We start from the raw sequence: 22,602 nt of genomic DNA, 5'->3' as shown, positions 1-22,602 counted from the left end.
ATCAGGTTTTCTCGGCGGCCTCTGGCCTGGATATGGGTGATGGAACCTTAAAAGATAACGCACAGTACAGATGCAAGGGTGCAGTCTCGTGTATGACTACTATTAGTTAGAGAGTCCCACCCAGATGACTGGTTCATGGCTGCGATTGGTTATATCTTGATGCCACCCAGCAATTGCCAGAGCCTTCGAGAACATCTCCTTTACTCAATAACAGCAACTGAGATAACTAAAAAATCCATGAGCAATATCCAAGAACAAATCGAACAAGAGCTGACCGAAGCCCGTGCGGTCTGTGACGTGAGTGGCGGTACCTCTGCTGAGTGTGCGGCAGCGTGGGATGCGGTTGAGGAACTCCAGGCCGAGGCGTCTCACCAGCGTCAAGTCAAACCCAAAAATTCTCTGGAACAATATTGTGATGACAACCCCGACGCAGCGGAGTGTCGGCTGTACGAAGACTAAGAAGTGGTCTCTGGTGTATCTGGCCTCAGTTCAACTACCACCTAGGATTTTGTAAGCAACCCAGATTCCGAACCTAGGAGATCGAGGTTGCTTTTTTTGGTTGAGACCAGTCCTAGGGCAGCCTGCCCCCGTAATTGATCGCCATCGCCCAAAGCTCTGGGGTGATGGTGTGTCAGGCAGGCTTCCAGCATCGGCGTTTAACTGTCTGGTTCTAAGCTGCCTGACCGGCACTATATATAATGACTTCAGGTAATGGCTGGATGCAGCTGGCTGCCCTCAGATCTGAAATTCCCCGCCCTATTCTTTTTCTCTTCTCTGATTTATGCAAAGTGAGCTTTGGTTGCGATCGCTGGTCTGGACTGACTATCGTCTCGCCGTTTTGTTTACGGTGACGGTTCCTCTGGTGCTGTTAGTCTGGGCGTTTGTTCGCAAGGCTGAAGCCATTCAAAAATTGCTGGTGATCTACTGGCGGGTTGCTAGTTTGCTGGTAATTACACTGTACTTAATGATTGCTGCCCTACCCATTAGCTTTATCTCAGCCTTATTGGCGCAAATCTTAATTCCGCTGGGGTTATGGTTCTGGGCTGATCTGAACGAAGAAATTCGCGAACAACCCAAGAGTCCGCTGAAATTCACCCTCCTGGCTTGGCGCTGGGCAATGACCGTTTATTTTGCCCTGGGTGCGATCGCCCAGGTTCCCTTTTTGTCCTGTGCCGTAACCTCACAAACCAGCTTGCTCGATCGCCCCTTTTGTCGCGTTTGGCTGGAAGCCCCCTGGGGGTTTAAGGCGTTGTTCCATGCCAAAACCACCCCACAATTCCTAGGGTTCTTAGGGATTGTCGGACTGGTAATCTATGTTTTGTATTTGGGTCATTTCGTTCTTTACCGCCTGGGCAAGCAGGGACGTTCAGCAACGATATATTGAGCGTCAGCCACCATGGACATTTTGCAATGTTTACGCGAGGACTATCAGCGCTTCCCAGCGGATCAGACCTATAGTCTGTATGCTCCGGATGTCTACTTTCAAGACCCCCTTAACCGTTTCCGGGGTGTGGATCGCTATCGACAAATGATTGGTTTAATCCAGACCTGGTTTACCCATCCCCGGTTGGAACTCCATGACATTCAACACACGGATCAGCGCATTGAAACCCATTGGACCTTGAGTTGGACTGCGCCCTTACCCTGGGCTCCTCGAATTGCGATCGCGGGTTGGAGTGAATTGCTCTTGAATCCAGACGGTCTGATCAGCTCCCATATTGACTACTGGCATTGCACCCGACTGCACGTTTTACAGCAACATTTTCGGGCATCGATCCCTGAGCACAATTGATGTTACCCTCCATCGGAAAACGTCTCGAACACTACACCACTCAGAACCCTGAGGAAGTGTTGTTGGTATCCCTCTCAGTGAGGGGGAACCTGGATCAAGTGGTGATCTTCCGGGGCTATTCCAGTTCCTTAACTCGCCCGACGGCCTTTGACCCTGATGTCCCTGTCCTGCCCCTGGAGGCTGAAATTCTCAAAATTGACCGATTGCAGAGTCCCTATGATCCCCAAGCTCCCCGCTATCTGCAACAGGGACTGATCTGGGAGGAGATGGAACTGCTATTACAAGGCTTGATCTGAGGGCAGCAGAGGACTGGGCAGAAATCCAACCCATTGGAGATCGCGGGAACCTGAGGAAGAAAATGTTATTCTCCACAATGTGAGTGTGTTTGTGTGGAGTGTACAACATCATGGTTCAGTCCCCGGTATCTGGCTCCCAGACCTATAGTTGTTTAGGCGGTTATGTTCCTCTTCCAACAACGCCGCTGTTTGGTACCGATGGTATTCGGGGACGGGTGGGTGAACTCCTGGGTGCCCCCTTGGCCCTACAGGTGGGGTACTGGGCAGGACAGGTGTTGCGGGGGGATGCCGGAGATTCCCTTGGCCCGGTGATTGTTGGGCAAGACTCCCGCACTTCTAGCGATATGCTCGCCATGGCGATCGCAGCAGGATTGACCGCCGCGGGGTTAGAAGTTTGGAACTTGGGACTGTGCCCCACCCCAGGAGTAGCCTACCTGACCAGTGCTTCCCATGCCCTGGGTGGGGTGATGATCTCAGCCAGCCACAACCCTCCCGAAGATAACGGCATCAAGATTTTTGGCGCGGATGGTACCAAGCTGTCTGTGCAGTTACAGCAACAAATTGAGGCGGCTCTCCGGGGCAACGGTCTAAGTGGCACGCCAACTTTTCATTGGGGAAAATATTGCCACCGCCCCCAGATGGTTGAAACCTATGGTGCGTCGCTCCACCAGTCGATTGTCTCCGAAGTCAGTCTTCAAGGGATGCGCGTGGTGCTCGATCTGGCTTGGGGGGCAGCTACCCGGCTGGCTCCAGAAGTGTTTCAAGCCACGGGAGCCGAGGTGATCTGTCTCCATGACACCCCCGGATGGAGATCGCATCAATGTTCAGTGTGGCTCTACCCACCTGGGTCCCTTACAGGCTGCGGTGGCTCACTACAATGCCAATCTTGGCTTTGCCTTTGATGGCGATGCCGACCGGGTGCTGGCGGTGGATGCCAAGGGTCGCGTTGTCGATGGAGATTATATTCTCTATCTCTGGGGACAAGCCCTGCGCCAGAAGCAACAATTGCCAGGAAACACCATTGTCTCAACTGTGATGGCAAATCTGGGGTTTGAGAAAGCCTGGGAACAGCAGGGCGGAAAACTGGTGCGCACGGCGGTGGGGGATCAGTACGTCCATGCAGCCATGGTTCAGCAAGGAGCCATGTTGGGGGGAGAACAGTCCGGACATGTCCTTTGCCGCCACTACGCCGTCAGCGGCGATGGCCTGTTAACAGCTTTACACTTGGCCGCTCTGGTGCGCCAGTCCGGAGACTGCCTCTCAACCTTGATCGACCAGAGCTTTCAAACCTATCCCCAACTCCTGAAAAATGTCCGGGTAGAGGATCGTGATCGCCGCATCAACTGGCAGAACTGCGACCCATTGCAGACCCTCATTGCCCACGCGGAAGCTGCCCTAGGTGACCAAGGACGGATTCTGGTGCGCGCCTCTGGCACCGAACCCTTAATCCGGGTGATGGTGGAAGCCGTGAATGCAGAATTAGCCCACCACTGGACAGATACCCTGGTTGCAGCCGTCGAGCATCACTTAGCCTAGATCACCCAACTGGGGGAAGTGTGGAACTGCGATCTCAGAGGATAGTAGAAATTATCCGCAACCGACATCATACAACTAACCTATCGGGGCGAGACCTAGGGGGCATTTCCTGCAGTCCTTGAAGCCATTGAAATTGCAATCATCGCCAGGTTTCGAGAGGCAACCCATAACTTACAGGAGACAGCTCGTCAGGACAATGTTTAGTCTGAAATGGTAATTGCGACAATCTACACCCAGAGGCATCCTACTGGGTGTTTTTTTAGGGAATGGGGGTCAAGCACCCTGATACTCAAGAGAAAAACGCTCAACCTAATTGAGGATAAACCGTGCAGCTATCAAAAGGCTTTGAAGTTGAGATGTACACGGGGACGCCCCAGGGTGACATCGTGGGTCTGTCCGATCAGATTGTTGCCGCACTCGATGGATTTGTGCGGGAACCCGACAGCCGCAATGTAGAGTATACAACCGCCCCTCTCTGTAACTATGAACGGCTGCTCTGTGCCTTGGTCAGCCCCCGCCGACGGTTGAGAAAGTATCTGCATCGCCTTGGCGACTTCACGATTCTGCCGGGGAGTACCCTCTCCTTAGGAGACAGCCACAAATTCCACCGCTCCGATCCAGGGAATGCCTACCACACCTACATTGAGCAAACCTATGGCACCCGAGTGGTAACCGCCAGCATTCACATTAACATTGGCATCAGTGATCCCGATGTGCTGATGCGAGCCTGTCGGCTGGTGCGGGTGGAGGCTCCCCTTTATCTGGCGCTGAGCGCATCCTCTCCATTTCTGGATGGGGCTGTGACGGGATACCACTCCACCCGTTGGGGGTTATTCCCAGCCACGCCAACCCATGTCCCGTTATTTGAAAGTCATGCCCACTTTATCCAGTGGACCCATGAACAGCTGGCTGCCGGCACCATGCAGAATGTCCGACATCTGTGGTCGTCGGTACGTCCCAATGGCGATCGCCGTCCCTACAACTTGAATCGGTTAGAGTTGCGGATTTGTGATTTGATGGTTGATCCCCTAGCGCTACTCGCAGTGACGGCGTTGCTAGAAGCACGGCTGTGGATGCTGCTCCAGGACCCCCTATTAGATCCCCTGACTGCCAGTAGCCTGCCAACAGCCACCCGTGGTGAGGATCTACTCGACATCACCCAAGCCAATGAAGCTGCGGTTGCGCGCCAGAGCCTAGATGCTGAACTGCACCATTGGCAAGATGGGCGTCCGATTTTGGCTCGAGATTGGATTGCCCAACTGTATCAAGAGTGTTGGCCCTTGGCTCAACAGCATGGGTTTAGCTGCTTTCTGTCTCCCGTGAAAAAAACTTCTTCGAGACGGCAATATGGCCCAGCATTGGCTACAGCAATATCAGCAGGGTCTTGACCCGCGCAGGATTATTACCCAGGCAATTCAGTCAATGCAGCAGCAGGAACAGGCGCTTGAGGCCCAGCTCTGCCAACCCCAAGTCGCTTAACTCGCCAGCGTTGGCTTCATCGCCTACAGCACTTCATCGATAAACTTCTCAGCGCCTCCGTTGGGGGGAATCCAGCTAGGGAAACCGTTAGCTTTAATCACTTTTGAGGAGTGCAGCAACCAAGATTTGTTTCAGCTGTGTTTGGAGGAAGACCAGCTTTCAGGAAGGATGTTAAGACTGTTCTAGAAGCAGTAGGCTAATATCAAACTATCCGATCAATCGATCAATTTCCATTCCTGTCTTTTCGTATTGCCGCTCTACAACCCCATGAAAACGCAACCCCAGAAAGACCGAATTATCATTTTTGACACCACACTCCGCGATGGGGAACAGTGCCCCGGTGCCACCCTGAATGTGGATGAAAAGCTGGTAATTGCCCGACAACTGGCACGCTTAGGGGTAGATGTGATTGAGGCTGGCTTTCCCTTCGCTAGTCCTGGAGATTTTGAGGCAGTTAGTCGAATTGCCCAGATCGTGGGCACCGAAGAGGGGCCAATTATTTGTGGATTGGCTCGATCAACCCGTCCGGATATTCAAGCTGCAGCAGAGGCTCTCAAGCCAGCAGCGCATGGACGTATTCATACCTTTATTGCCACTTCCGATATTCATCTCCAGTACAAACTGAAGAAAACTAGGGAGGAAGTACTGGCGATCGCAGGAGACATGGTGGCCTACGCCAAATCGTTAATCGACGATGTGGAATTCTCCCCCGAAGATGCCGGGCGCTCCGATCCAGAATTTCTCTATCAGGTGTTAGAACGGGCGATCGCGGCTGGAGCCACCACGATTAATATTCCCGATACGGTGGGCTACACTACCCCCGCAGAATTTGGAGCTTTGATTCGGGGCATTGCTGAACATGTCCCCAATGTGGATCAGGCGGTGATTTCGGTGCATGGTCACAATGATTTAGGGTTGGCCGTTGCCAACTTCCTGGAGGCCGTTAAGTACGGGGCAAGGCAACTGGAATGCACCATTAATGGGATTGGAGAGCGGGCTGGGAACGCGGCCTTAGAAGAATTGGTGATGGCGCTCCACGTGAGACGGCAGTACTATAATCCATTTTTGGGGCGGCCCGTAGACTCCGAAGCCCCCCTCACCCGGATTGATACTCGCCAGATTTATAAGACCTCTCGCCTGGTTTCTAACCTAACCGGGTTACTGGTACAACCCAACAAGGCGATCGTGGGAGCCAATGCCTTTGCCCACGAGTCGGGCATTCACCAAGATGGGGTGCTAAAGCATAAGCTGACCTACGAAATTATGGATGCCCAGTCCATTGGGCTGACCGATAATCAGATTGTCCTGGGGAAGCACTCGGGACGCAATGCCTTTCGCACCCGCTTGAAAGAATTGGGCTTTGAGCTATCAGAGCAGGATTTAAATAAGGCCTTTCTGCGGTTTAAGGAATTGGCCGATAAGAAGAAAGAAATTTCCGATTGGGATCTAGAAGCCATTGTCAATGACGAAATTCAGCAGGCTCCCGAGTTATTCCGCTTGGAGCGGGTTCAGGTTTCCTGTGGGAACAGCACCTGTCCTACGGCAACGGTGACGCTCCGCACCCCAGAGGGGCAGGAACTGACCGATGCAGCCATTGGGACTGGGCCAGTGGATGCGGTCTATAAAGCCGTCAATCGCTTGGTGCAGGTGCCCAATGAACTGATTGAATTTTCGGTGCAGTCCGTCACCGCAGGCATTGACGCAATTGGAGAAGTCACCATTCGTCTGCGCTATGGGGAGCGGATTTTTTCTGGCCATGCGGCCAATACTGATATTATTGTGGCCTCTGCCCAAGCCTACATCAATGCCCTCAATCGTCTCTATGCAGCTTTGAAAAGTGGCACCCTCAAGCTAGCTGCAACTCCGGCGATCGCAGAGGTCTAAGAGCCTTGATACTATGACAGACTCCAACTCCCTGGCAGCAGTGACTACCCCTCCCGATCAGATCTTTAATGATCAGTGGCATCTCTACCAAAAAGTCCTGCACCACAATTACATGGGACATCGTGAAGTTTATGGTGTAGTTCATGACTTGCTGTTGCAGCAGTTTCACCATCCTTTTTCCCTCTTAGATCTAGGATGTGGAGATGCTGAATTTATCTCCCAAGCGCTGGTAGAGACCCCCATTGCCACCTATACAGGGGTGGATCTGTCGGCTACAGCCCTAGCGATCGCCCAGGAAAATCTGGCGGCGCTGCCCTGCCAGAGCACCTGGGTGCAGGATGACTTTTTTGATTGGGTGCAAAATTACGAGCACCCCTTTGATTTGATTTTGGTATCTTTTTCGCTGCACCACCTATCCCTGGCGCAAAAAGATTTGGTCATGGGGCGACTGTCCCAGCTCCTCAAACCAGCGGGGGTTTTAATGTTAATTGATATCTGTCGCCGCCCTGAGGAGGATCGGGAAACCTATCTCCGTCGTTATATGGCAGCGGTACAGCAGGATTGGAGCCGACTCACCCCCCAGGAATACCAGATGGTGGAAAGTCACATTACCATCTGTGATTTTCCTGAAACCCAAATTACCCTGACGGAATTAGGGCACCGCCATGGATTCCAATCCGTAACCTGTCAATACCAAGATCCAGCAGATACGACTCTCTTGCTCTGTTTTGAGCGTTAATCAGACGCTGGCTGGCTAGACGCGATCGCTAATCTCCCTTGCTAATCAGCAGGGGAACAAATGATCAGCGATCGGTCTCTCCTTGCCGTCAATCAGCGGCGGCGATCGCAGATTCGGTCTTGGTGAGCTTTAGAACTAAAACCCCCAGGGGTGGCAAGCATAGATCCAGGGAATAGGGATGATGATGGTAAGACCATTCATCCGTCCACTTGCCCCCCAGGTTGCCCATATTGCTGCCCCCATATTCTCGGGCATCACTATTGAAGAGTTCTGTGTAGAACCCTGGCTGGGGCACTCCCACCCGATAATGGGCATGGGGTTGGGGGGTGAAGTTGCAGACGGTTACCACGAAATCATCACTGTCCTTCGTCTTGCGGATAAAGGCAACAACGCTATGGCGGTTATCGCTGCAATCAATCCACTCAAAGCCTTCCTGCCGAAATTCCTGGGTGTAAAGGGCAGGTTGGTCGCGATAGAGTTGGTTTAAGTCTTGAACAAACTGTTTGAGTTTTTGGTGGGGTTCATATTGCAGCAAATGCCACTCGAGATCGCTCCAGACGTTCCACTCGCCCCATTGCCCAAACTCCATACTCATGAACAGGGTTTTCTTGCCGGGGTGGGTAAACATATAGGCATATAAACAGCGCAGATTCGCCAGTTTTAGCCACTCATCACCGGGCATTTTCCCCAGCATATTGCTCTTACCATGGACAACCTCATCATGGGACAACGCCAACATGAAATTTTCGCTGAAGGCATACCAGATGCTGAAGGTGACATTGTTTTGATGGAATTGCCGGAACCACGGATCCATCTGGAAGTAATCCAGCATGTCATGCATCCAACCCATGTTCCATTTCAGGTTGAACCCTAAGCCGCCGGTATAGGTTGGCCAGGAAACCATTGGCCAAGACGTTGACTCTTCAGCAATCGAGAGAATTCCAGGGAAATAGCTAAAGATCACATGGTTCATCTGCCGCAGAAAATCAGCAGCATCCAAATTTTCCCGTCCCCCGTACTGGTTGGTGAGCCATTCGCCTTCTTGACGACAGTAGTCGAGGTACAACATGGAGGCGACAGCATCCACACGAATGCCATCAATGTGATACTTGTCAAACCAGAACAGGGCATTGGCAACCAAGTAGTTACGTACTTCATGGCGGGCGTAGTTAAACACTAAGGTGCCCCATTCTTTGTGCTCCCCCTTGCGGGGGTCGGCATGTTCATAGAGGCAGGTGCCATCAAAGAAGGCTAAGCCATGACCATCTCTGGGAAAATGTCCCGGTACCCAATCCACTAGAACCCCAATGCCCTGCTGATGGCATTGATCGACAAAATACATGAAGTCTTGAGGGCTACCATAGCGAGAGGTGCAGGCATAGTAACCGATTACCTGATATCCCCAGGAGCCATCGAAGGGATGTTCTGCAACCGGCAACAGCTCAATGTGGGTGAACCCCAACTCTTTGACGTAGGGAATCAGGCGGTCAGCAAGCTCTCGATAGGTGAGAAACCGTGCTCCTGGTTGTAGCTCTGAGACAATCACAACGGGTTCGGTGTCTCCGTTGGGCAGTTGGGCAGGTTCGGAGGAATCCGCATGGAGCCACGAGCCTAGATGCACCTCATAGACGGAAATTGGCTGGGTCAAGGGGTCACTATGGCGACGCTGTTCCATCCAGTCACGATCGCCCCAGACGTAGGTATCTAGATTCGTAACGATGGAAGCGGTTTTTGGCCGGACTTCCTGTAAAAAACCATGGGGATCGGACTTCTCGTAAATATGTCCAGCCTGATTCTTAATTTCGTATTTGTAGCGATCGCCCTCACCGATCCCAGGAATGAACAATTCCCAAATCCCCGTTGGCCCCTTGCGCATCTGGTGTTTGCGCCCATCCCAATAATTAAAGTCACCTAAAACCGAGACATTGCGAGCGTTGGGTGCCCAAACTGCGAAGTAGACACCTGCGATTCCATCCACTTCAATGAGGTGGGCCCCCAGCTTTTCATAGATGCGGTGGTGATTTCCCTCGGCAAATAAATGCAGGTCAAACTCGGTGAGCCGAGCGGACTGGAAGGCGTAGGGATCATAGATCACGCGTTCATGATCCCCTTCCCGGACTCGAATTTGATAGTTGGCTAATTCCGGTAAGTCAACGGTACATTCAAAGAAATGGGGATGATGGACGGGCTGCATGGGGTATTCTTGGCGCGCCTCAGGGCAAACCACCCAGGCAGCATCTGCATTTGGTAGATAGGAACGCACCACCCAAATCGTTTTACCGTTTTGCTCAAGGGGGTGGGAACCGAGAATTTCAAAGGGATCGTGATGCTGGTTCCCAATAATCCGGGCAACTTGATCGGGGGTGAGGGTCATGGAAAGTATGAGGATGTAAAAGAAAGGTTAATGAACTGTAGTAAACCGTAGCAAATTAGGGCGCAAGTCTCAATTGTTTCCTACTGGAACAGGCAGGACTTACACAGGACGACTGCCACATCTGTCGTCCTAAAGATAGTTCACTGACGATACACCTCACACAGCAACGCGCGATCGCTCTTTCTCATCATAGACCGGGAGGTAGTGGCTCCTGACATTGGTGATGAATCTCCGCAATCCGCTCAAAGATCTGAGGGAAGGTGTCTCGGTACAATGGCACTCTCACCAGTGGACTCAGGAGGGCAGCGGCGGCTACATCGGCAACACTGAGCTGATCTCCCACCAGGTAGGGGCCTGATTGCCAGCGATGCCCCAACTCGACAAGGGCTAGTTGCAGGCGCTCCGCTGCCAGAACAACTGTTGCAGCATTAATGCCATACTGCTTGAGGATGAGCTGAATCAATAGTTGACTGGTGAGGGAAGAATCAAGCTGCTTTCCTGCTCCGGCTCGAAAATCGTAGTAGACAAAGCGGGTCGCTGTTCCAATGCTTTCATCCAGCCAATCCTCCAAGAGCCATGCCTCTGCCTGCTGCTCCGGGGAAATCGGCAATAAGGAGGGTTGAGGGTAATGGGTTTCTAGAAAATGCAGAATCCGGGTTGAGTCCGCGATCGCCTGGGGCATCGCTGCGCCTCCGGAGACAGATTGATCTCCGAGGATTGTCCCAGGTTGCTGCGGTAACAACACCGGAACCGTGCTTAACCCCGTCAGGGGTTTGAGCTTGAGGATATGCAAACCCGGCGTTAAATTCTCTACCGTGTAGGTCAGCTGTTTGTAGCCAAGGGCTAGCCGGGCTTTACGGCAGTAGTGAGAGGTACTGAATTGCAAAAGATGCACCGCGCCATTCTCCAGTTAGTTCTTAGAGGATGTTGGGAAATACGGAGAGAAGTATCGTAATTCTAGTGGGAGTCTGCGAAACATCAAGTGAATCATAGCAATATCAATGAAGGCTGCGGCGGAGGCAAGTCAGCGCTGGTAATCAACATTTAAACGACGACACCAATGCAGCCAACCGTAACTCCGCTCGACCCTCCAGCGCTGGGGAAGTAGAACCAATCCTTTTGCCCCTTGAGGCCGCAGGATCACCTCCAAGATTCAACGACGGAGAGCCATCACCCACCGCATAAACGCTCCCCCTGAAAATCCTCCATCTGCCCAAATCGGGATCAGCCGGGGAACTCAATGGTGCTCTCTTGCGTGAATCAAGCGGAAGCGGGTCGGGTCAATTCAACATTCTAGAAATCTTGCACTCGCCCCTTGTTAATGGCAGTATAAATAAATTGCCAACAGCAGAAGAACTGCTTTAATTCAGGGTAAGTACTTAATGCTTTGTAAGGCTTTGGGCGATCGCATCAACGATCTGCGGCAGCATTTTAAGGCGAACATCTTTGTAACGATGATTCACTGGGATGATGGTCAGATTTGGTGCCGAAGAACAGCACTTTAAACATCCCGTGGGTTCAATCGTGACTTGGTGTTGCAAATTGCGATCGCAGAGTATTTGATCGAGTGCCTCATACAATCCTTTGCTTCCTCGCTTCAAGCATCCCGATTTTTGGCAGAGCAGCACTTTCACTTTAGGTTTGACTTTGAGCTGAGTTTGAGCGGCGGGAGGTGCTGAAGATGCTCGTCTGGTTGGGATTACAGGCACTATTGGAGGACTATTTTCTGTCAGCGGTATGAGCTGAGTTGCTTTCAGTTTGGGTGCATGAGCGTGACGATCGAACTTGCTGATGCCAATGACCTGAATGGATTCACCGGGCTGAAGCGATGACCCTACAGTCAGCCGCATCGCTTTCGGGATCTTGATCTGTAGTTCTTCCGATAAGACCCTTAAACGCATATATTTCCATGCCCCATCATGGCTCACAAAGCCCAGAAACTGACCTTGAAAATTGAATTCCATGGGTGATTTGGTGTCAAAGTGAGCCATGATTTTGCTCTCCTAAGCATTTGATCTCTTAGAGGATGTTTTAAAAGTCTTCCTGGGTGTATCCAACCACTCAGACCACCTAGAGACCGCTACGACAGAATCAGGGTTTATGGATTTTAGATTGCACCACTGAGTCGTATTTGAGGCTCAAGACGACCCTTTTAAAACATCCTCTTAAGCAATGCGTCTAGCTTCTACCGTTTGAGGCAACTTTATCGGCTCTTCTAACTTGGCGATCGCTAGTTCCCAGCCGTTCGCCAGTGTGAAAATCTTTTCACTGTCTGCCTCTACTTCTTTTACCACTTCTTCTTCCAAGTCTTTCTTGGCAACATAGACAACCAAGTGTCCAGCAGGATTCCGACGGAGCATCACTTTCATTTAATTTCCTCAGCAAGTTCAAGTTCTTTTTTGCGGCAGCCAACAATGTGACCTGTAGTCATGAAATGTACTGCGTAGATGTAGGAGCTTTGCAAGAAGGTGCCGATACTGACCACGTAGCCCACATCGCCTTTCTTTGCCAGGGTTGCGCCGATATCCTTTCCTGGAAAGGTGCCGTCATTGCGAATGAGTTTGCACGATCTCACCTTCTGACCAATATCAAAGGTTGGTGGAGAATCGATTTCAATTTCATCTGATTGCATGATGCAGCTCCAAGTGAAAATGTCATGTTGACCTGTACACAAAACCAACTTTAATGAATGCTGGCGGGATGAATTGTCGGAGCGCGATCGCGGGCTAAACCTAGCAGTTCCTCAATCGTCAGATTTCGTTTTAGCTGAGTTGAACACCGACGCACCGCATCCAGAATGAATTGAAGATCATTGCCTGTCCGTGACATTCCGTGCTCTTGCAGGATACTTTGCACTAGATGCCGCCCTGAGTGCTTGCCCAGGACCAATCGATGTTGCCAGCCAATTTCTGCTGGATCAAATGGCTCGTAGGTTTGGGGATTTTGCAGCACTCCATGGGCATGGATACCCGACTCATGGACAAAAGCGTTTTCCCCCACGATCGCTTTCCAGGGCGGCAGCGGACAGTTGGAAGCCTGCACCACCAGTTGAGACAACTCCGGCAAACGGCAGGTATCAATGCCCAACTTGATGCCATAAATCCGCTTGACTGCCATCACGACTTCTTCCAATGCCGCATTTCCAGCCCGTTCGCCCAATCCATTCACAGTGGTATTTACCGATTGCGCCCCGGCTCGAATGCCTGCCAAGGCATTGGCGGTTGCCATGCCCAAATCGTTGTGGGTGTGCATTTCTACAGGAATGGAGAGCGCTCTTACCAGACGCTGCACTTTTTCGTAGGTGTCTAAGGGATCGAGAATGCCAACGGTATCGCAAAAACGAAAGCGAAAAGCTCCCAAATCCTGGGAAAACAGCGCCACATCTTCCAGAAAGGTGGCATCGGCTCTGGAGGAATCTTCGCCCCCGATGGCAATCATTAAGCTGCGATCGCGGGCAAAGTTGATCACGTCCCGCAGTTGTTCCAGCATTTTGCGCCACTGCCCTTGGAATTTGGCAGCGATTTGAACCTCCGACACAGGAATTGAAACATGAACGCGCTTCAAGCCACAATCAATGGATGCTTGGACATCGGCAATGACAGCACGATTCCAGCCCAGCAATTGGGTGGTTAAACCCAGGTTGTTGATGGTGGCGATCGCGGTGGCTTCGTCATGTCCCATCGCTGGAATTCCCACTTCCAATTCCTGCACTCCGGCGCGATCCAATAAAGTAGCGATCGCCACTTTTTCCTCGAGGGTAAAGGCAACTCCAGCCGCCTGTTCCCCATCTCGTAACGTGGTGTCATTGATTTGAATTGGATTGTCAAATTGCTTTTTCATTCCCATTCTAACCTTATAAAAACGATTACGACTTATCCATGTCTCAAGCGAATCTGGGGCAGATGAGATGCATTTTCGGAGGGGATTTTAGTCCGGAAGTCCCCTTTTTTAAGGGGGATTTAGGGGGATCTTGCAATACTTTGGCATTCCGCCCTAGATGTGGATACGCGGCAGCTTATCAAGGAGAGGTTCCGTAGGCAGATGCAGCATCATATTGAATTGGGACGAGAATAAGCTTCAGGCTGAAAGTTTTGGAGCGGGAAGGGATGATTTACGACACTGGTTTGCACCAATACAGAGGATGGTTGAGCTGCAAGTACACCATCGAATACTCCATCTAGAGCAGAATTTGTTTGAGCTTCTAGCCAGTCAAAGATTTGACCCAGTTGCTGTAAAGACACTAGCCCATATTTCCACAGCAGCATCGGCAGCGGTGCATTTTCCCGTTCACAATGACGCAGCATAATGTCGATTTCCGTAGATGAAACGGCCAGATCGTGACGAAGAAATTGAATCAATTGCGTGTTAACGTTCATCACCGCTGTCCTCCTGCTATTCAGCAACACTGGGTTATCGAGGGTTATCGAACCACGAATGCCAAGGTCAGGCTATCGGCTGCCAAGAAATGCTCCAGATGAAATGCCCGATCTTCGGTTTGCAACAACATTTGTTCGTACATGTAGCGCGTGGCGCGATCGCCCACACTTTCTGCCTGAGTTGCCTGCCGCCGCAATAAATCAATCACTGCCTGTTCAGCTTGTAAATCGTGTTCCACCATCTGGCGAGCGGTAAACTTCCCATCGGGTTCTGAGGTAAAACAGCTTAACTCTGCCAATTTTGCAAAGCTGGATGCGGGAATGCCACCCAGTCCATTTAACCGCTCACCAATTTGATGTACGTAGCCCTGAGTTGCATTCACCCCCTCATGAAAGAATTCATGGAGGGAATAGAACTCAGATCCATCAACCACAAAGTGATGTTTCTGGTATTGCAAATAGAGGGCTTGAAAGCTGGCAAGGGCAAGATTCAATCCTTCACAGACGGGAATGGTGACTTCAGTGCCCAAGGCGATTGGGTTATTGGCAATTTGTCCTAAGGCTTGAACGGGTGCTTGTACGATGCTCATTGAGGTAATTCCTTGTAATAAATTGATTTGCGTTACTTGTTTACTCTGATCGCTGCTTTTGTCGCTTGCAGCCTTTGCGATTTAGTCTGCGTCTAGACATCTTTCGAGCCAATTCACCAACTCTTGGCGAGAGGCAACAAATTGCTGTACCACACTCCGCAATAGCACAGCGCTGATACTGCTTTGAATTTCAACCCGCAGGGTGCCATCTTGCAAACACCAACAAGGAATCATTAGTTCTTGCAGTCGGTAGCAGATGCGCCAGCGATCGATCCGCGAAACCTCAATAATTTGAGCCGTAGAATCTATGACATTGGGCGTTACACCAGAAAGGGAAAACATCGGAGTTACCTCAAACAAAATGCAATGGGTGGGTTAGGTTCGGGGGACAGAGTCGGGGTTCGGGGGAGAAAAGGGAATCAGAGTTTGTCTGGTAACAGCATCTGGAGTTGTTGTTCTAGTTGCTCAATGCGATCGACCAGTACTCGCATGGCTATTGATTCTGCATCGGGCATTTGGTTATGATCCAGGGGGCAGGCAGGGGTACCAGAGCGGCAGATATTGCGTCCTGGTACACCCACGGCTGTGCAATGGGACGGCACATCCCGCAGCACAATTGAGCCAGCGCCAATCCGAGCATGGTCGCCAATCTGGATATTTCCCAGCACCTTTGCGCCTGCTCCTACCACGACATGCTGCCCGACAGTGGGATGACGCTTACCCATTTGCTTGCCCTTTCCGCCCAAGGTCACGCCCTGATAAATCAGCGTGTAGTCTCCCACGATCGCGGTCTCCCCAATCACCACGCCCATGCCATGATCAATGCACACACCCTTGCCAATCTGGGCACCGGGATGAATTTCAATACCGGTGAGAAACCGCGCTAGGTGGGAAATGAATCGAGGGAAAAAGTGAATTTGGTGAGAGTGGAGCCAGTGGGCAAAGCGGTGACAGAGCAATGCATGGAAGCCGGGATAGCAGCACAGCACTTCTAACCAATGACGGGCAGCCGGGTCGCGTTCAAAGATGATCCGAAAATCTTCCTTCAGCGCTTGCCATCCTGCTCTCAAGCCATTGGAGCTTTGACAGAAGCGATCGCTGTGCACAGCAGCTTCTGGTGTCAAGCCCTCCGACTTCTGGGAACGGTTCTTGATGAACGTCAGCGGCAGGGATAAGGGGAGCCAGGTAGGAGAGTGTTGCATCGCTTTCAGATGGCAAACAGTGTTCTGTTCTCCTGCTTATATCAGGCAGGAAAAACAGGGCAGACCCAGCAACCCGAATCAGAGTTATTGAATTAATTAGAAATGTACTCAACCCGCAAGCCTTTATCTGAGAAGGGCTTCATTTTTTTAAAGGGTTGAGGGACTGGTATTTTCCATCGGGGGGTCTAGTATTAATCAAACCAGGAACAAGTATTTGAGTACTCATGGCAAAACCCTGTATCCAAAAGCTTTACAGGAAATTAACAACTCAAATAACTTGCTGCTGACTGTGTACTCAACCCAGCAATTTGGTATCAAGGCTATCTATTTATAATATAGTTATGTTCGCTCTGAACAAATTTGAAGAAATAATTACAAGCGCTCGGTTGCTTGGAGCAAAGTGCTAATTTAGATACAGAATTGAATTTCGGATCTTGCTGGGAGCAATCCTCAACCAATTGTTCCCAGCATTTAATTAACAATCTAGTCAAAAAGCGAGTCCATGCCCTCTCTAAATCAGCCTTAGAGCCAGTTTGAGGTAGCGTTTGAGTACAGCTTTTAAGACTCAAATTTTACTGAAAAATATCTTCAAACATCGACTGTATAAGCGTTTGGGTTGAGTACATAAAATACTGCTCCCCTACTCAAAAAATACTTGTCCCCCCTTCAAACAATACTCGCACCCCTACCCTACATAAAATTTGGGTGCTTACTCAGTCTAGGTTTGAAGGCTTGAGTACAGACTAATGAATTCAATAACTCTTACCGGGTGCTGCTAAACCGGGCTGATTTTGAGTGGCTGTTATAACTCTCACAACGCCAATCACTCAACTCTTTAAACCAGAAACACAGGTTTTTCCAACCAAGCGTAAAGCATTCAGGTTTCACGGTCAGAGAGGAGATGGGAGGACGACGCAACTGCATCACACTCTGTGAATAAAGTCGGAATGAAGTCGCTGTCCTACAGCCTTAGCAAAGCGCTCCCCTGTGGACGAATCAGAACTTCTAGCCTGCATTGGCAGGTTGTCTGTCCCCAGTGACTTTAATCGATTCTTTAGGAGCATGGAGCAGTCGTCTTTCTCGGTGGCGCTGTACACCTACTAGCCCTGCCGAAATTCAATGACACCACCACCATCTTCAGGACTTCTCTCTCCTCCAGCAACGCAGCCTGCTACGGATATCGTGATCACCAAAAATACGGTGACGCAGAAAAAGAGTGACGATAGCTGTGGTTGTACCACCAATAACAGTGCAGCCCTCAGCTTTGATCAAAAGATGCTCGATCGCATTGCGAAACACCCCTGCTATAGCGAAGAAGCCCATCATCACTATGCCCGGATGCACGTTGCAGTAGCGCCTGCTTGCAACATTCAATGTAACTACTGCAACCGCAAATACGACTGTGCGAACGAAAGCCGCCCTGGGGTGGTGAGTGAGTTGTTAACTCCCGAAGAAGCTGCTCACAAGGCGTTGGTGATTGCAGGCAAGATTCCTCAGATGACTGTGTTAGGGATTGCGGGGCCTGGGGATCCATTAGCAAACCCCGAAAAGACGTTTCGGACCTTTGAGTTGATTGCTGATAAAGCACCCGATATCAAGCTCTGCCTGTCCACTAACGGGCTGATGCTGCCGGATCATGTGGATAAAATCAAAGCCCTCAATGTCGATCACGTCACCATTACGATTAATATGGTGGATCCGGAAATCGGCACTAAGATTTATCCCTGGGTACACTATCGCCGCAAACGCTACAAAGGGCTAGAAGCGGCTCAGATTCTGCACGAACGGCAGATGGAAGGCTTACAGGCACTCCGTGAAGCCGACATTCTGTGCAAAGTGAATTCGGTGATGATTCCCGGCATTAATGATGAGCACTTGGCAGAAGTGGATCGGGTGATCCGCGAGAAGGGTGCGTTCTTACACAACATCATGCCGTTGATTTCAGCGCCTGAGCACGGCACCCACTTTGGTCTGACTGGACAACGCGGACCCACTCCTAAAGAGCTGAAAAAGCTGCAAGACGAATGTGCCGACAGCAACATGAAGATGATGCGTCATTGCCGTCAGTGCCGTGCGGATGCCGTTGGTTTGTTGGGTGAAGACCGCAGCCAGGAATTCACCAAAGACAAGTTCATGAAAATGCCGGAACAGTACGACCTGGAGCTGCGGCAAGAAGTCCATGCTGGCATTGAGAAATTCAAGGAAGACATCAAGCAGGCAAAAGCCAAGGTCAAGCCCAGTGAGCGCATCAAGAACAGTCCCAAAATACTTGTAGCAGTCGCAACCAAAGGTGGCGGAATTGTGAATCAGCACTTTGGTCACGCCAAGGAATTCCAAATCTTTGAAGTGGATGCCAACGAAGCCAAATTTGTCGGACACCGCAAGATTGACCAATACTGCCAGGGCGGTTACGGCGAAGATGCCACGCTGGAGCATGTGATCAAGGCGATCGCGGATTGCAAAGCGGTTCTGGTTTCCAAAGTGGGTGAATGCCCGAAAGCGGAACTGCGAGAATCTGGCTTGCAAGTGGTGGAAGCCTACGACGTGATTGAAAAAGTGGCAAGAGAGTTCTACGACCAGCACGTTCAAGAGTTTTGAGTCCGTAGAGGCGAAGCCTTTGGTCAAGCCCCTTGGATCTCGACAAAGATCTTTACCTAAATGCTTCGCCCTTACTTAAGGAGGTTGCTATGACCTACGTCATTACGAGTCAGTGCACTGAATGTCATCGCTGTGAGTCCATCTGCCCTACGGGGGCGATCGCCCGAAATGAACAACAGTATCAAATCAATTCTGAACGCTGTAACGATTGTGTGGGTTATTACGCTGTACCTCAATGTTGGGCAGTCTGTCCCACGAATGGCGGATGTCTTCCAGACCTGGCAACTCCTCCTCAAGCGCGGTTTGCCCAGCCTGCCAATGACTACTGGGATCACTGGTTCCTTGCCTACAACCGCCTGGTTTCAAGGCTCAACGCCAACCGACCCTCTGATTACTGGAAACGCTGGTTTGATACCTATTCACAAGCCTTAGCCAAACAACTACAAAACCCTACTACTGGGGGAGTCAACGCATGAGCGCAGTCATTTATCTCGATAACAACGCTACAACCCAGGTTGATCCCGAAGTGGTGGCAGCCATTTTGCCCTATCTCACCCAGTACTACGGCAATCCTTCTTCAATGCATAGCTTTGGTGGACAGGTGGGTAAGGCATTAAAACAGGCGCGAAACCAGGTTGCTTCGCTGCTCGGTGCTGAAGAATCTGAAATTATCTTCACCAGTTGTGGCACCGAAGGCAACAACACCGCCATCCGTGCCGCGATCGCCGCTCAACCCGATCGCAAACACCTGATTACCACCCAAGTTGAACATGCCTGTGTGTTGAACCTGTTCAAACAGCTCGAAAAACAGGGCTACACCGTCACGTACCTGTCGGTAAACCGTAAGGGTCAATTAGATCTGATGGAGCTAGAAGCGGCGATTACGGGAAGTACAGCCCTCGTTTCCACCATGTACGCCAACAACGAAACCGGAACGGTGTTTCCCGTTGAGCAGGCAGGGGCGATCGCGAAAGAATACGGCGCAACGTTCCATGTGGACGCGGTGCAGGTTGCAGGAAAGTTGCCACTCAATATGAAAACCAGCACCATCGATTTAATGACGATCTCCGGCCACAAATTGCACGCTCCCAAAGGTGTGGGTGCCCTGTTTGTGAGACGCGGATTCCGCTTCCGTCCGCTGCTAGTCGGTGGGCACCAGGAACGGGGACGCAGAGCTGGAACTGAAAATGTGGCTGGCATTGTTGGATTGGGTAAAGCTGCAGAACTGGCGCAACTCCATCTAGCCGATGTGGCAACTGAGAAAAAACTGCGCGACCGCCTGGAAAAAGGATTACTTGCGATTTCTGATACCGAGCTCAATGGCGATCGCAAAAACCGCCTACCCAATACCACCAACATCGGCTTCAAATACATCGAAGGCGAAGCCATCTTGCTCTCCCTCGACCAGTACGGCATCTGTGCCTCCTCTGGTTCCGCCTGTACCTCCGGTTCCCTCGAACCATCCCACGTCCTCCGGGCGATGGGCTTGCCTTACACCATCCTGCATGGCTCCATCCGGTTCAGCCTTTCCCGAAATACAACCGAGTCCGACATCGATCTCGTCCTCGAAGTCATGCCTGGGATTGTAGAACGCCTCCGTGCTCTTTCACCCTTCAATAACGACCAAGCTGAATGGTTGCAAGACCGTGAAGAAGCTGTCGTCGGAGCTAGATAACCCATCACCCCTTTACCTTTAGGAAACACCGCCATGTGGGACTACACCGAAAAAGTACTGGATCTGTTCTATAACCCCAAGAATCAAGGCGCGATCGAAGATCCGAGTGAAGCTGGCGTTGCAGTGGTCTTTGGCGAAGTCGGCAGTATTGCCTGCGGCGATGCCTTGAGACTGCACCTCAAGATTGAAGTAGAGGCTGACAGAATTCTGGATGCTCGGTTTCAAACCTTTGGTTGTACGAGTGCGATCGCCTCTTCGTCAGCCCTCACCGAAATCATCAAAGGTATCACCTTAGATGAAGCCCTGAATGTCAGTAATCGTGACATTGCCAATTACCTGGGTGGACTACCGGAAGAAAAAATGCACTGTTCTGTGATGGGACAGGAAGCATTGGAAGCGGCGATTTATAAATACCGTGGCATTGAAGTTGAACATCATGAAGAGGATGATGGCGCACTGATTTGTAGTTGCTTTGGTGTCAGCGAAAACAGAATTCGCCGCGTCGTGATTGAAAACAACCTGACCACAGTAGAACAAGTCACCAGCTACGTCAAAGCAGGCGGTGGTTGCAGTTCCTGCGCTGCCGAAATTGAAGATTTGATCGCCGCTGTGCAACAAGAAAAAGCACTCACAGCCACCAGAGTGGCAGCAGAAATTGCCACGGCTCAGGCCCAAAATCGTCCTCTGACAACGGTGCAAAAAATCAGCCTGATTCAAACCGCATTACAAGAAGTTCGTCCGATGCTGCTGGCAGATGGTGGCGATGTCGAACTCTACGACATCGAAGGCGATGTGGTCAAAGTAGTGCTGAAAGGTGCCTGTGGTTCCTGTGAAAGCAGTACCGCTACGCTCAAAAATGCGATCGAAGTCCGGTTACGAGAACGTGTTTTACCCAATCTAGTGGTTGAAGCAGTTGCATGAACGCTTTGATATCTCACGTTTTTCCCGTTGGACGATCGCCCCCAACTGCGATTGATTCCAACTTCCCACCCCAGTCATCCTCCACAGTCTGATCGCAGTTTCAATGATGGCTGGTTACTGACCGCTCACCCCCTATCACTTCAAAGGAGACCATTCCATGACTGACGAAACCATTAGACAGATAGCCTTCTACGGCAAAGGTGGGATTGGTAAATCTACCACCTCTCAAAACACAATCGCGGGTATGGCTGAACTGGGTCAGCGCGTCATGATCGTGGGTTGCGACCCCAAAGCCGACTCCACCCGCTTGATGCTCCATAGCAAAGCCCAAACCACCATTCTGCACTTGGCAGCGGAGCGTGGTGCAGTAGAAGACCTGGAACTCGAAGAAGTATTGCTCACTGGCTACCGCGATGTTCGTTGCGTGGAGTCGGGTGGTCCTGAACCTGGTGTCGGTTGCGCTGGACGAGGCATCATCACCGCCATCAACTTTCTGGAAGAAGAAGGCGCTTACGAAGACCTCGATTTCGTGTCTTATGACGTATTGGGCGACGTAGTTTGCGGCGGTTTTGCCATGCCCATCCGGGAAGGCAAAGCCCAAGAAATCTACATCGTCACTTCCGGTGAAATGATGGCAATGTATGCCGCCAACAACATTGCCCGTGGTGTACTCAAGTATGCCCACTCCGGCGGTGTACGTCTGGGTGGTTTGATCTGCAACAGCCGTAAGGTAGATCGGGAACTCGAACTGATCGAAACCCTTGCCAAGCGGCTCAATACTCAAATGTTGCACTTCGTACCTCGCGACAACATCGTTCAACATGCCGAATTGCGCCGTATGACGGTGATTGAGTACGCCCCCGATAGCAAGCAAGCTGAAGAGTACCGCACCCTTGCCAAGAAGATCATCGACAACAAAAATCTTGCCATCCCCACCCCCATCTCGATGGATGAACTGGAAGATCTGTTGGTCGAATTCGGCATCTTGGGTGGCGAAGAAGAGTACGAAAAGGCAATCAAAGAAGGCACCAAAGCTCCCGCTGGCGTTGCCTAGTTAATGCGTAGGGTGGGCATTGCCCACCCTACCCTCACTCCCACTCTCTTCATCCTCCCACTCCATCCTTTACCTAGAGAGGCAGA

21 protein-coding genes and 2 pseudogenes are annotated in these 22,602 nt (G+C 51.1%); 13 read left to right on the top strand and 10 right to left on the bottom strand.

The window, feature by feature from the left end; all coding sequences use genetic code 11:
- The first annotated feature begins 237 nt into the window (after positions 1–237).
- The 8 genes and pseudogenes from DO97_RS02165 (at position 238) to DO97_RS02130 (ending at position 7,726) form a co-directional block, all read left to right on the top strand.
- Positions 238–459, top strand: a complete 222-nt coding sequence (locus tag DO97_RS02165) for a Calvin cycle protein CP12 (RefSeq protein ID WP_036530791.1) — start codon at positions 238–240, stop codon at positions 457–459.
- Between the two features lie 322 nt (positions 460–781).
- Positions 782–1,384, top strand: a complete 603-nt coding sequence (locus tag DO97_RS02160) for a DUF3177 family protein (protein WP_036530790.1) — start codon at positions 782–784, stop codon at positions 1,382–1,384.
- Between the two features lie 12 nt (positions 1,385–1,396).
- Positions 1,397–1,792, top strand: a complete 396-nt coding sequence (locus DO97_RS02155; protein ID WP_036530789.1) for a C6orf136 family protein — start codon at positions 1,397–1,399, stop codon at positions 1,790–1,792.
- Positions 1,792–2,088, top strand: coding sequence for a DUF7734 family protein (locus tag DO97_RS02150; protein WP_036530788.1), 297 nt, complete (start codon positions 1,792–1,794; stop codon positions 2,086–2,088). Before DO97_RS02155 ends, DO97_RS02150 begins: the two co-directional genes overlap by 1 nt.
- Positions 2,089–2,198: 110 nt before the next feature.
- A pseudogene (glmM, locus tag DO97_RS30620) lies at positions 2,199–3,624 on the top strand (phosphoglucosamine mutase).
- Between the two features lie 326 nt (positions 3,625–3,950).
- Positions 3,951–5,103: pseudogene (gene gshA, locus DO97_RS02140) on the top strand (glutamate--cysteine ligase).
- A gap of 267 nt (positions 5,104–5,370) precedes the next feature.
- The gene (locus tag DO97_RS02135) at positions 5,371–6,987 is read left to right on the top strand and encodes a 2-isopropylmalate synthase (protein ID WP_036530787.1); all 1,617 of its coding nucleotides are present in this window, start codon (positions 5,371–5,373) and stop codon (positions 6,985–6,987) included.
- Positions 6,988–7,000: 13 nt separating this feature from the next.
- Positions 7,001–7,726: a methyltransferase gene (locus DO97_RS02130; protein WP_052128288.1), complete on the top strand. Its 726-nt coding sequence runs from the start codon at positions 7,001–7,003 to the stop codon at positions 7,724–7,726.
- 88 nt (positions 7,727–7,814) lie between these two features.
- Here DO97_RS02130 and glgB read toward each other — a convergent pair whose 3' ends face one another.
- The 10 genes from glgB to cysE form a co-directional block, all read right to left on the bottom strand.
- Positions 7,815–10,100 carry a 1,4-alpha-glucan branching enzyme gene (gene glgB / locus DO97_RS02125; RefSeq protein WP_036530785.1) on the bottom strand — a complete coding sequence of 762 codons (2,286 nt, stop codon included), beginning with the start codon at positions 10,098–10,100 and terminating at the stop codon, positions 7,815–7,817.
- Between the two features lie 187 nt (positions 10,101–10,287).
- Complete coding sequence (locus DO97_RS02120) at positions 10,288–10,995, bottom strand: glutathione S-transferase family protein (RefSeq protein ID WP_036530783.1); 708 nt, start codon at positions 10,993–10,995, stop codon at positions 10,288–10,290.
- 484 nt (positions 10,996–11,479) lie between these two features.
- Positions 11,480–12,091 carry a (2Fe-2S) ferredoxin domain-containing protein gene (locus DO97_RS02115; protein ID WP_036530781.1) on the bottom strand — a complete coding sequence of 204 codons (612 nt, stop codon included), beginning with the start codon at positions 12,089–12,091 and terminating at the stop codon, positions 11,480–11,482.
- A 174-nt stretch (positions 12,092–12,265) separates the two neighbouring features.
- Entirely contained in the window at positions 12,266–12,469 is a 204-nt protein-coding gene (nifT, locus tag DO97_RS02110; protein ID WP_036530779.1) for a putative nitrogen fixation protein NifT, read from the bottom strand.
- Positions 12,466–12,732, bottom strand: coding sequence for a nitrogen fixation protein NifZ (locus DO97_RS02105; RefSeq protein WP_036530778.1), 267 nt, complete (start codon positions 12,730–12,732; stop codon positions 12,466–12,468). Before DO97_RS02105 ends, nifT begins: the two co-directional genes overlap by 4 nt.
- A gap of 50 nt (positions 12,733–12,782) precedes the next feature.
- Complete coding sequence (gene nifV, locus DO97_RS02100; RefSeq protein ID WP_036530776.1) at positions 12,783–13,940, bottom strand: homocitrate synthase; 1,158 nt, start codon at positions 13,938–13,940, stop codon at positions 12,783–12,785.
- 209 nt (positions 13,941–14,149) lie between these two features.
- The gene (locus tag DO97_RS28245) at positions 14,150–14,476 is read right to left on the bottom strand and encodes a DUF2949 domain-containing protein (RefSeq protein ID WP_036530774.1); all 327 of its coding nucleotides are present in this window, start codon (positions 14,474–14,476) and stop codon (positions 14,150–14,152) included.
- A gap of 44 nt (positions 14,477–14,520) precedes the next feature.
- Positions 14,521–15,066 carry a DNA starvation/stress protection protein DpsA gene (gene dpsA, locus DO97_RS02090; protein ID WP_036530773.1) on the bottom strand — a complete coding sequence of 182 codons (546 nt, stop codon included), beginning with the start codon at positions 15,064–15,066 and terminating at the stop codon, positions 14,521–14,523.
- Between the two features lie 81 nt (positions 15,067–15,147).
- The gene (locus tag DO97_RS02085; protein ID WP_036530771.1) at positions 15,148–15,408 is read right to left on the bottom strand and encodes an Asr1405/Asl0597 family protein; all 261 of its coding nucleotides are present in this window, start codon (positions 15,406–15,408) and stop codon (positions 15,148–15,150) included.
- A gap of 77 nt (positions 15,409–15,485) precedes the next feature.
- Positions 15,486–16,268 (bottom strand): serine O-acetyltransferase, encoded by a 783-nt coding sequence (gene cysE, locus DO97_RS02080; RefSeq protein ID WP_072016319.1) that lies wholly within the window; start codon positions 16,266–16,268, stop codon positions 15,486–15,488.
- Between the two features lie 1,119 nt (positions 16,269–17,387).
- On the opposite strand from cysE, the gene nifB reads away from it, so the two are divergent.
- From nifB to nifH, 5 genes are all read left to right on the top strand, one after another.
- Complete coding sequence (gene nifB / locus DO97_RS02075) at positions 17,388–18,866, top strand: nitrogenase cofactor biosynthesis protein NifB (RefSeq protein ID WP_193365047.1); 1,479 nt, start codon at positions 17,388–17,390, stop codon at positions 18,864–18,866.
- A gap of 89 nt (positions 18,867–18,955) precedes the next feature.
- Entirely contained in the window at positions 18,956–19,342 is a 387-nt protein-coding gene (locus DO97_RS02070) for a 4Fe-4S binding protein (protein WP_036530770.1), read from the top strand.
- Positions 19,339–20,541: a cysteine desulfurase NifS gene (nifS, locus tag DO97_RS02065; protein ID WP_036530768.1), complete on the top strand. Its 1,203-nt coding sequence runs from the start codon at positions 19,339–19,341 to the stop codon at positions 20,539–20,541. Before DO97_RS02070 ends, nifS begins: the two co-directional genes overlap by 4 nt.
- A gap of 33 nt (positions 20,542–20,574) precedes the next feature.
- Positions 20,575–21,462 carry a Fe-S cluster assembly protein NifU gene (nifU, locus tag DO97_RS02060; RefSeq protein ID WP_036530766.1) on the top strand — a complete coding sequence of 296 codons (888 nt, stop codon included), beginning with the start codon at positions 20,575–20,577 and terminating at the stop codon, positions 21,460–21,462.
- Between the two features lie 157 nt (positions 21,463–21,619).
- Positions 21,620–22,516, top strand: coding sequence for a nitrogenase iron protein (gene nifH / locus DO97_RS02055; protein ID WP_036530764.1), 897 nt, complete (start codon positions 21,620–21,622; stop codon positions 22,514–22,516).
- The last annotated feature ends 86 nt before the right edge of the window (positions 22,517–22,602 follow it).

This window comes from Neosynechococcus sphagnicola sy1, assembly GCF_000775285.1.
Classification (GTDB): Bacteria; Cyanobacteriota; Cyanobacteriia; order Neosynechococcales; family Neosynechococcaceae; genus Neosynechococcus; species Neosynechococcus sphagnicola.
Note: the sequence above shows the minus strand (reverse complement) of the source record. Positions and strands in the feature narration are given on the sequence as shown.

What these genes read in the sequence shown, in the direction of transcription:
- DO97_RS02135 (WP_036530787.1), top strand. Translation starts at nt 5,371, where the DNA reads ATGAAAACGCAACCCCAGAAAGACCGAATTATCATTTTTGACACCACA.
- DO97_RS02165 (WP_036530791.1), top strand. Translation starts at nt 238, where the DNA reads ATGAGCAATATCCAAGAACAAATCGAACAAGAGCTGACCGAAGCCCGT.
- DO97_RS02070 (WP_036530770.1), top strand. Translation starts at nt 18,956, where the DNA reads ATGACCTACGTCATTACGAGTCAGTGCACTGAATGTCATCGCTGTGAG.
- DO97_RS02160 (WP_036530790.1), top strand. Translation starts at nt 782, where the DNA reads ATGCAAAGTGAGCTTTGGTTGCGATCGCTGGTCTGGACTGACTATCGT.
- nifU (WP_036530766.1), top strand. Translation starts at nt 20,575, where the DNA reads ATGTGGGACTACACCGAAAAAGTACTGGATCTGTTCTATAACCCCAAG.
- nifV (WP_036530776.1), bottom strand. Translation starts at nt 13,940, where the DNA reads ATGAAAAAGCAATTTGACAATCCAATTCAAATCAATGACACCACGTTA.
- DO97_RS02105 (WP_036530778.1), bottom strand. Translation starts at nt 12,732, where the DNA reads ATGCAATCAGATGAAATTGAAATCGATTCTCCACCAACCTTTGATATT.
- nifT (WP_036530779.1), bottom strand. Translation starts at nt 12,469, where the DNA reads ATGAAAGTGATGCTCCGTCGGAATCCTGCTGGACACTTGGTTGTCTAT.
- DO97_RS02085 (WP_036530771.1), bottom strand. Translation starts at nt 15,408, where the DNA reads ATGTTTTCCCTTTCTGGTGTAACGCCCAATGTCATAGATTCTACGGCT.
- nifS (WP_036530768.1), top strand. Translation starts at nt 19,339, where the DNA reads ATGAGCGCAGTCATTTATCTCGATAACAACGCTACAACCCAGGTTGAT.
- nifB (WP_193365047.1), top strand. Translation starts at nt 17,388, where the DNA reads ATGACACCACCACCATCTTCAGGACTTCTCTCTCCTCCAGCAACGCAG.
- DO97_RS02150 (WP_036530788.1), top strand. Translation starts at nt 1,792, where the DNA reads ATGTTACCCTCCATCGGAAAACGTCTCGAACACTACACCACTCAGAAC.
- DO97_RS02130 (WP_052128288.1), top strand. Translation starts at nt 7,001, where the DNA reads ATGACAGACTCCAACTCCCTGGCAGCAGTGACTACCCCTCCCGATCAG.
- glgB (WP_036530785.1), bottom strand. Translation starts at nt 10,100, where the DNA reads ATGACCCTCACCCCCGATCAAGTTGCCCGGATTATTGGGAACCAGCAT.
- nifH (WP_036530764.1), top strand. Translation starts at nt 21,620, where the DNA reads ATGACTGACGAAACCATTAGACAGATAGCCTTCTACGGCAAAGGTGGG.
- DO97_RS02115 (WP_036530781.1), bottom strand. Translation starts at nt 12,091, where the DNA reads ATGGCTCACTTTGACACCAAATCACCCATGGAATTCAATTTTCAAGGT.
- DO97_RS28245 (WP_036530774.1), bottom strand. Translation starts at nt 14,476, where the DNA reads ATGAACGTTAACACGCAATTGATTCAATTTCTTCGTCACGATCTGGCC.
- cysE (WP_072016319.1), bottom strand. Translation starts at nt 16,268, where the DNA reads ATGCAACACTCTCCTACCTGGCTCCCCTTATCCCTGCCGCTGACGTTC.
- dpsA (WP_036530773.1), bottom strand. Translation starts at nt 15,066, where the DNA reads ATGAGCATCGTACAAGCACCCGTTCAAGCCTTAGGACAAATTGCCAAT.
- DO97_RS02155 (WP_036530789.1), top strand. Translation starts at nt 1,397, where the DNA reads ATGGACATTTTGCAATGTTTACGCGAGGACTATCAGCGCTTCCCAGCG.